At 62.7% G+C, this 7,740-nt stretch carries 7 protein-coding genes; 2 read left to right on the top strand and 5 right to left on the bottom strand.

Annotation, left to right across the window (positions count from 1 at the left end; translation table 11 throughout):
* Positions 1-460, bottom strand: a 460-nt coding sequence (locus EOA27_RS13460) for a TadE/TadG family type IV pilus assembly protein (RefSeq protein ID WP_145970341.1), incomplete at its 3' end; no start/stop codon positions are given.
* A 28-nt stretch (positions 461-488) separates the two neighbouring features.
* Complete coding sequence (locus tag EOA27_RS13455) at positions 489-2,387, bottom strand: pilus assembly protein TadG-related protein (RefSeq protein ID WP_127256422.1); 1,899 nt, start codon at positions 2,385-2,387, stop codon at positions 489-491.
* A 283-nt stretch (positions 2,388-2,670) separates the two neighbouring features.
* On the opposite strand from EOA27_RS13455, the gene EOA27_RS13450 reads away from it, so the two are divergent.
* Together EOA27_RS13450 and EOA27_RS13445 are read left to right on the top strand one after the other, a co-directional pair.
* Positions 2,671-3,519 carry a TIGR01459 family HAD-type hydrolase gene (locus EOA27_RS13450; RefSeq protein WP_126083170.1) on the top strand — a complete coding sequence of 283 codons (849 nt, stop codon included), beginning with the start codon at positions 2,671-2,673 and terminating at the stop codon, positions 3,517-3,519.
* Between the two features lie 32 nt (positions 3,520-3,551).
* Entirely contained in the window at positions 3,552-4,535 is a 984-nt protein-coding gene (locus tag EOA27_RS13445) for a bifunctional riboflavin kinase/FAD synthetase (RefSeq protein WP_126083169.1), read from the top strand.
* Positions 4,536-4,546: 11 nt separating this feature from the next.
* On the opposite strand, the gene EOA27_RS13440 is transcribed toward EOA27_RS13445, so the two are convergent.
* The 3 genes from EOA27_RS13440 to EOA27_RS13430 all read right to left on the bottom strand — a co-directional run bounded on the left by EOA27_RS13440 (position 4,547) and on the right by EOA27_RS13430 (position 7,630).
* Entirely contained in the window at positions 4,547-5,101 is a 555-nt protein-coding gene (locus EOA27_RS13440) for an HdeD family acid-resistance protein (protein ID WP_126083168.1), read from the bottom strand.
* Positions 5,102-5,214: 113 nt separating this feature from the next.
* Entirely contained in the window at positions 5,215-6,651 is a 1,437-nt protein-coding gene (locus EOA27_RS13435) for a glycosyltransferase family 1 protein (RefSeq protein ID WP_126083167.1), read from the bottom strand.
* Between the two features lie 13 nt (positions 6,652-6,664).
* Positions 6,665-7,630: a glycosyltransferase gene (locus EOA27_RS13430; protein ID WP_189343160.1), complete on the bottom strand. Its 966-nt coding sequence runs from the start codon at positions 7,628-7,630 to the stop codon at positions 6,665-6,667.
* Positions 7,631-7,740: the final 110 nt, after the last annotated feature.

The following is a 7,740-nucleotide window of genomic DNA, read 5'->3' as shown; positions in this document are numbered from 1 at the left end:
CTTCCAGGGTGTTCTTCAGCCGCACCTGGGAACACATCTCGACCTGGATCGGCTTATGCGCGTCGCCGTCTGATGCGCCGCTGAGCAGCGCCGCCGCCGGATGGAAATAGGGATGATAGGTGAGCGTCGCGCAAAGCTTCATCAAGCCGCCGCCGGTTTGGCTGCTCGGCAGCGCGACATCGAGCGCAATGTTGGCGGGATCGATGGCGTTGAGATTGGAATTCAGGAAGGCAGCCGCATAGGCCTTGATCTCGTCGTCCGACGCACCCTGCGAAAGGCGCACCGCGGAGGCGAAATTGGCCGAGTCGAGCGCGTTGAGCACCATCTGCTTCTCGCGGTTGAGCTCGGTGAAGTCGACCCCCACCGCCAAGGCTCCCATCAGCGGAACCATGGCGACTGCCGTCACGAGGGCATAGTTGCCGCGGCGGTCACGGCAGAATTGGTGCCATAATTTGCGCATTTTGCTCGAGCGGCCCCGCTTATTGTGCTCAACTGACGATGCGCAGGTTCGACAATTCGCTGCCGATCGCCTTGAAGTCGTCCGACAGCGTGGCGCCGGTCGAGTTCCAGAACAACTTCGCGGGCTTGCTCGGGTCGGTTGGATCCCTGCGGAACCGCGAATCCGATGCGCAGGCGGTAAGCGCCGAGATCGCCTTCTTCTCGGCTGTTTTTTGAATGCTGAGATCAAGGGAAACCGTCATGACGATGATGTTGTTGGCCTTGGCGTTGGCGCACAGCGTTTGCATCTGCTCGTCGAGAGCGGCGGTATAGTTCGCGTCGGTATAGGTACTTTTGCCGACGGCTGAGCTGGTGTTCATGAACAGGCGGGTCACCGAGCCCGAACCGGGATATACCAGTCCTGTATATCCATAGGCGGCATAGGTCGATCTGTTATTGGCATAGCTGCTGTCGTTGACTGAGCTGTAGGTATTGGCACCGTCCGTGAGCACGATGACAACCTTGTCGTTGCCTCTTTCGTTGTTATCTCGGCCCTCGGTGAAAGGCTCATTGCTGGAGAGAGTCCTCCAGCCCCATGCGAGTCCCTCCGGCACGTTGGTGTTGCCGGTAGGTGTCATCGCATCTATGGCGCTGAGGATCGTCTGCTTACCAGCGGTCGTCGCTACATCCTGTAACGGTGTGATTGGGCTCGTCGTGCAACCTGCGTTGGGGCCGTCGTCTGCCGACACGGTCGAAGCGTCGTACGGTTTGGTTAGAAAATATTTCCGCATATCCGCTTGGCGTTGAGGCACCGACAGACCGTCGCTCGAATCTATCCACCAGTTGTTGCTGTAGCCCCAGGAATTTGTGCTGGTGCGTGTGCTGTCGGTCCACAGATTACCTGCTTCGTCCGGCGCGAACATCGGTACGAACAGGCTGGCGGGCTTGCTCGCTGTCGGCGTCGTGTCGTCGACATTGTAGGGATAAGGCCTCGCCTCCACACAGCCTTTCCAGGCTTCATACTGTCCGGTTGTGGGGGTAGAATAGGTTTGGCAACTGCCATTGGACCGCTTCTTGGTGCAGGTCCGGGTCGTGGCCGTCATCTCCTCGTAGAGCTTGAAGCGGGTCATTGGGGTGTTCTGTCCCGCGCCCCAACCACTGCCGCGCTTCCAGCGAGCGTCACCAACTTTCTCAATATACTTGTTTGGATCGCCAGAAGCGGTCTTGGACATCTTCGTCCAATCGAAATTTTCGTGATGGATCGGTGAAATGCCGTCCAGATCCATCCAGGCTTTATCCTTGTTGGCTGGACCAACATTGACCGAAGCCGAAAACGGCACCAGTGAGAACTGCACTGGCCTGTCGATCTGTCTCATCAGATCCGCTTGGCCGGCAAGCATGTTCACCAGTTCGGTGGCGGCGGTCTTGAGCAGCGCTATGCGTTGCTGGCCTCCAGTGGGGGAGATGTCGCTCATCGAGCCCGAATTATCGAGCACCAGCGACACTTCCAGCGTGTTCTTGAGGCGGATCTCGGACCTGGCCGAGAAGTTGACGGTCGTCTGGCCGGGCGTTCCGCCAAGTAGCGCGACCGCAGCCGGCAGGAAATAAGGCTTGTATTGCAGCGCGGCCTCGAGGACCAGCGTGCCGCCGCCGGCGTTGTTGTTCGGCAGGGTTACCGCCAGCGTCGCGTTCGCCGGAAGGACATGCCTCAGGTTGGCCTCGAAGAAGCTTTTAGCGTAGGTCTTCGCGTCGGCGTCGCTGGCACCGGCGACGATCTGCTGTGCCGTTGCGAGCCCCGCCGCGTCTAGCGCGTTCAGCGTTTCCTGCTTCTGCCTGATCAACTCGGTGTAGTCGACGGCAATCGCCACGGCGCCCATCAGCGGTATCATTGTGATGACCGTCATCAAGGCGTAATTACCCCGCCTGTCGCGAAAAAAATCGCGGATCATTGCATTTACCCCCGCCAAGGATCCGTGCCGAGATACGACCATGGTCGCAGTTGCTGTCGTACCATAGTCATAAATCGTTAAATTTCAGCTTGCGCGAAACCATCAAGAACGCACCGCCTTTTTGACTGCGCGTTAACCCTGTGAGTCCGGGCGAGCGAGATCGAGGCTCGGGCCTGTGGTGATCGGGAAAGCTCGTGACAGGATCAAACGCTTCGGTTATGCGGGACCGTCCGTGGCCGACAGTCTGTCGCGGCCTGCCAGGAATCGAAATCAGGGACACGGCATGGCGGATTCGCCCGACATCATCGCTTCGCTCGACGATCTGGCGGGGCGCTACGCGGCCATACTGTGCGACGTCTGGGGCGTCGTTCACAATGGCGAATGGCATTTTCCGGCGGCCGCCGCCGCGCTTGCCCGGGCACGCGCGGCCAACGTGCCTGTCGTGCTGATCACCAATTCGCCGCGCCGCAGCGCCGACGTCATTGCCCAGATGAAGGCGATCGGTGTTCCCGCCGACGCCTGTGACCGGGTCGTTACTTCCGGCGACGTGACGCGCGACCTGATCGCCGACGGCCCAAGGCGGATCTTCCATATCGGGCCGGAGCGCGATTTCACGCTCTATGACGGGCTCGATGTCGATCTTGTCGAGGAATTCGAGGCCTCGGGTGTCGTCTGCACCGGTCTCTATGACGACGAGGTCGAGAAGCCCGCCGACTATGCCGAACTGCTGCATCGGCTGCGCGCCCGCAACCTGCCTTTCATTTGCGCCAATCCGGATATCCTGGTGGAGCGCGGCGAGCGGACCATCTGGTGCGCCGGCGCGCTCGCGCGGGAATACGCGCAACTGGGCGGCCGTACGCTGATTGCCGGCAAGCCCTTCGCGCCGATCTACCATGTCGCGATGAAGGAGGTCGCCGGATTGCTTGGCCGCGCCGTCGAACGAAGCGAGGTTCTCGCCATCGGCGACGGCATGATGACCGATGTCAAGGGCGCGGCCGACAACGGCTTTGACGTGCTCTATGTCTCGGGCGGCATCCACGCGCGTGAGCATGGCGACGATCCCGCAAGGCTGGCGGCCTTTCTCGAAAAGCACGGCTACCGGCCGGTCGCCGTCATTCCGCGCCTGCAATAGGTTGATAGTCTGGCCATGACGGGCGCTTTGACATGACGCAAGCCTTCGAACGTCTTTCCACAGCCGCGCCGCTGCCTGCGCATTTGCGCGGCGGCGTCGTGGCGATCGGCAATTTTGACGGCGTCCATCGCGGCCATCAGGCCGTCCTGGAGCGCGCGCTGGCTGAGGCCGGCCGCAATGGCGTGCCCGCCTTGGTGCTGACCTTCGAGCCGCATCCGCGCAAGGTGTTCCGGCCACAGGTGCCGCTCTTCGTGCTGACGCCGCCGCCGATGAAGGCGCGGCTGCTCGCCGGATTTGGCTTCGCCGCCTTGGTCGAGCAGCCGTTCACGCGCGATTTCGCCTCCCTCTCCGCCGAGGCTTTCGTGACCGATGTGCTGGAGAAGAATCTCGGCATCCACCATGCCGTTACCGGCTTCGACTTTCATTTCGGCAAGGACCGCCAGGGCGGCCCGGCCTTCTTGATGGCGGCGGGAGAACGGCATGGCTTCGGCGTGACCCTCGTCGACGCCTTCCGCGATGAAGGCGCCGAAGTTGTCTCGTCGAGCCGCATCCGTGGACTGCTCGCCGAAGGCAAGGTGGAGGAGGCCGCCGGCCTGCTCGGCTACCGTTTCACCGTCGAGGCCGAGGTGGTCGGCGGCCAGCAGCTTGGCCGCACGCTCGGTTACCCGACCGCCAACATGCGGCTTTCGCCGGAAGCCGCCCTGAGGGAGGGGATCTACGCCGTCCGCTTCCGCCGTGCCGACGGCACGCTTCATGACGGCGTCGCCAGCTTCGGCCGCCGCCCGACCGTCGACGACAATGGCGCGCCGCTGCTCGAGACCTACGTCTTCGATTTTTCCGGCGATCTCTATGGCGAGACCTGTGAGGTGTCGTTCTTCGGCTTCCTGCGGCCGGAACTCAAATTCGACGGCCTCGACGCGCTGGTGGCGCAGATGAAAACGGACGAGGCAGAGGCGAGGGCGCTGCTGGCGGGCGTGCGCCCGCTCTCGCAACTGGACGCCGAAATCGCGTTCTGATCGCCTGTCGCTTACCGTTTCAAGGCCAGCCCGATGGCGATGAAACTCCAGCCCTGGAAGACCAGGTCGATCGCCAGGAAGATGCCAAGCACCCAAAGGCTGTTGACCGGCCAGCCCATGGCGATCATCAGGCCGAGCAGAATGGTGATGATGCCGGCCGCGAGCAGCCATCCCCAGCCTTGCTCCGGCCGGTGGCTGAAGGCTACCCAGGATCGCAAAAGTCCCGAGGCGATGAGCGCGATGGCCAGCAGCAGCGTCAGCACCGCCGAGGCGAGCAGCGGGTTGTCGAAGGCGAAAAAGCCGGCGACGGCGTAGAGCAGGCCGCTCAGCAGCCAATAGAAGAAACGTCCCCAGGTCTTGACCCCGAAAGCGTGGATGATCTCGATGATGCCAGCCATCAGCATCAGCCAGCCGACGACATACACCGAGGCGACGGTGGCGATGAACAGATTGCCGAAGGCGATGCCGCCGAAGATCAGCAGCAGCACGCCGAGCGCCACGAACCATCCCCATTTGTCCCGCGTCTGGCCGATTGCGTCTCTGAGAGCGTCGCTTGGCAAAGTCATGGTTCATCTCCCTCGAAAATTCACCACCGGTCGTGCGGTGAAAGGAAGCTAGACCGAAAGGGGTTGTGCGTCCAGCAAAGGCGGAACCCTGCGGCGGCCGGGCGTGGCCGAGCCTAAGGCGTTCCTTCTCGCGCCGGCGCGACCTCGTCCGGGAACGGCGCAAGGGTGGCCTCCAGCGTCTCTCGGCCAGCCAGCTCCCAGCTTCGCGCCACGAATTGGCCGGCCTTCCCCTCGTAGCAAGTCCGGACCTCAGGCGAGGTGATCCATTCCCGCATGGCCTTTTCCCATCCTTCGACATCGAGTGGGTCAAGGCAGAGTCCGAATGGACCGACCACTTCGGGGATGGCTCCGCCTGTCGAGGCGATCAGCGCCTTTCCGTAGGCCAGCGCCTCGACGGGCGGCAGTCCATATCCCTCATAGAGCGACGGGTACACGCAGAACGCGCTGCCTTGGTAGAGCAGGGACAATGTCCCGTCATCGACGTTGTCGAGATGGATAAGGCTCTGGCCGTAGTCGGGATGGCTGTGAAGCTTCTCAAGGACCCCATCGACCATCCAGCCGCTGCGGCCGACGAAAACCAGCTTCATGCCGCTATGCGCGACCGTTCCGTCCTGAACGAGGCGCCGCCACACGTCCATGAGCAACGAATGGTTCTTGCGCGGTTCGATGGTGGAAACGAACAGGATGTAGCGACCTGCCTCAAGTCCGTCCGGCAGGGAGCCGTCCGCCTTCGATTTGCGCGCGCTGTCGCAGCCGAGCGGGACCAGTCTCAGGTCCGGCAGGTGAAGGCCGAGCCCGGCGGCATGCTCCTCCATATCGGCGGTGACGCGCTTCGACGTCAGGATGAACCGGTCCGCCAGCCTGATCGCCAGAGCCGCATAGTCCGTGAATCGGGTGACGTCATGCCGCTTGTACCAGTCGGGAAACTGGATCGGGATGATATCGTTCAACAGCACGATCAGCCTCGCGCCTGCCGAGCGGCACGCGCGCGAAATGACCCCGATATCGGTGTGCGACCAATCATTGTTCATCAAAAGCAGATGGTCGCCGGGCGCCGGCTCGTATTTGTTGCCGGCCACCGTCCGCAGCGGCACGATCCGGACGCGTGAACCGTTGTCGCGAGCGACCAGCCGTCGCTCGTTGGGTTTCATCAGCCGGTTTTCGACCCGCTCAAGCAACGGAACAAGACTGCTGTCCGGATTGTGCCGGGTGAACGCGCCGATTTCCGTTATCAGGATCCGGCGCGGTCTTATGATCGCCATCAGCGCCTGCCGCGCCCAGTTCGGCCATCGATCGTAAAACTGCACCTTGACGCGGGCAGGATCCGGATAAAAATGCATATCGCATGAGATGTCTCCGGCGATGATTTCCGCCGCCAGTTGCGGCGAGACCTGCCTGAGGACCCGGTCGACCGGGTCGAACACCGTGAACGCCACATCGGAGGCCGTGAACGCGGCCGCGGCCGCGCTGTAATGCCGCTGCACGCGGACCAGGCCGACCGGAGGGCCGAGCCAGCGCGCCATGCTGGTGAGATCGACGACAAGCCGCATCAGCCGGGCCGCATCAATTCGGCCGCATCCTGGCAGGGCGCGCGATCATCCTGCGCCAAGCCAGTCGAGGCCCGAGCGCGAGCGTCCTGAACGAGGGGGCGCCGACAGCCGCGAGGAGCAGCAGCTTGCAGGTCGTGGCAAACGGTATGCCCGCCGTTCGCAGCAGCAATTCGATGTCGCGTCTCTCCAGGCTCGAGATGGCGGCCCCCGTGGCGGCGCGCCATGCCAGAAAGGTTCCAATGGCCTCTGCGGGTTCGCCGTTTGCGTTGAACGGCTCGGCGCGGGAGCGGCGCAACAGCGCCGACTGCCTGGCCAGCGCCGCGGCCGCCTTTTGCTGATCCTCCTTGACGCGCGACACCTGTCCTGGATGCGAGCGCAATTTGACCAGCCGCGCATCCGTATTGGCCAGCTTTCCCGCCTCGGAAAGCCGCAGCCACAGATCGTAGTCCTCCGCATAGGTGAATGCGCGACGGTAGCCTCCCAGGCGCCGGACGGCCTCGGTCCGGAACATCACTGTCGGATGAAGCATGGGATTGTATCCGGCAAGGGCAGACCGCAACGGCTCGTTGCCGATGGGAACCTCTATTGGCCTCAACGTTTTTCCGTTCCGGTCGATCTGCAATCCCGCCGTGCCGAGCAGCTGCAGATTGGCATCCGCGTCGAAGCGCGCCGCCTGCAGGCGCAACCTGTCGGGCAGCGAGATGTCGTCGCCATCCATGCGCGCCACAAGAGGGGCCCGCGCGAGCGCGATTCCCATATTGAGCGCGTCGACGATGCCTTTGCCGCGATTGGCGACGACCTTGACGCGGCCGTCGCCCTCGCCGAGCGACGTCGCGATCGCGGCGCTGTCGTCCGAGGAGCCATCGTCGACGACGATGACTTCGATATCAGCCAGATCCTGGTCCAGAATGCTTTGCAAGGCTTCGCCGATGTAGGGCGCGCCGTCTCTCACCGGAATGATCACACTTACAGTCGGCAACAGAACGTCCTTGCGATAATCGGGCGTGACCGAATGACCGTTGAATCGGCCAGTTTGAGTACGAGGTGTTTGCGGTCTGGATTCAAGGTTCCATCGCAAAGTTCGTTCAC

It is taken from the genome of Mesorhizobium sp. M2A.F.Ca.ET.037.01.1.1 (assembly GCF_003998075.1).
Lineage (GTDB): Bacteria > Pseudomonadota > Alphaproteobacteria > Rhizobiales > Rhizobiaceae > Mesorhizobium.
This window is presented reverse-complemented; position numbering and strand designations above follow the sequence as displayed.

Coding starts and splice junctions, on each gene's coding strand:
- EOA27_RS13455 (WP_127256422.1), bottom strand. CDS start 2,387: ATGATCCGCGATTTTTTTCGCGACAGGCGGGGTAATTACGCCTTGATG.
- EOA27_RS13450 (WP_126083170.1), top strand. CDS start 2,671: ATGGCGGATTCGCCCGACATCATCGCTTCGCTCGACGATCTGGCGGGG.
- EOA27_RS13445 (WP_126083169.1), top strand. CDS start 3,552: ATGACGCAAGCCTTCGAACGTCTTTCCACAGCCGCGCCGCTGCCTGCG.
- EOA27_RS13440 (WP_126083168.1), bottom strand. CDS start 5,101: ATGACTTTGCCAAGCGACGCTCTCAGAGACGCAATCGGCCAGACGCGG.
- EOA27_RS13435 (WP_126083167.1), bottom strand. CDS start 6,651: ATGCGGCTTGTCGTCGATCTCACCAGCATGGCGCGCTGGCTCGGCCCT.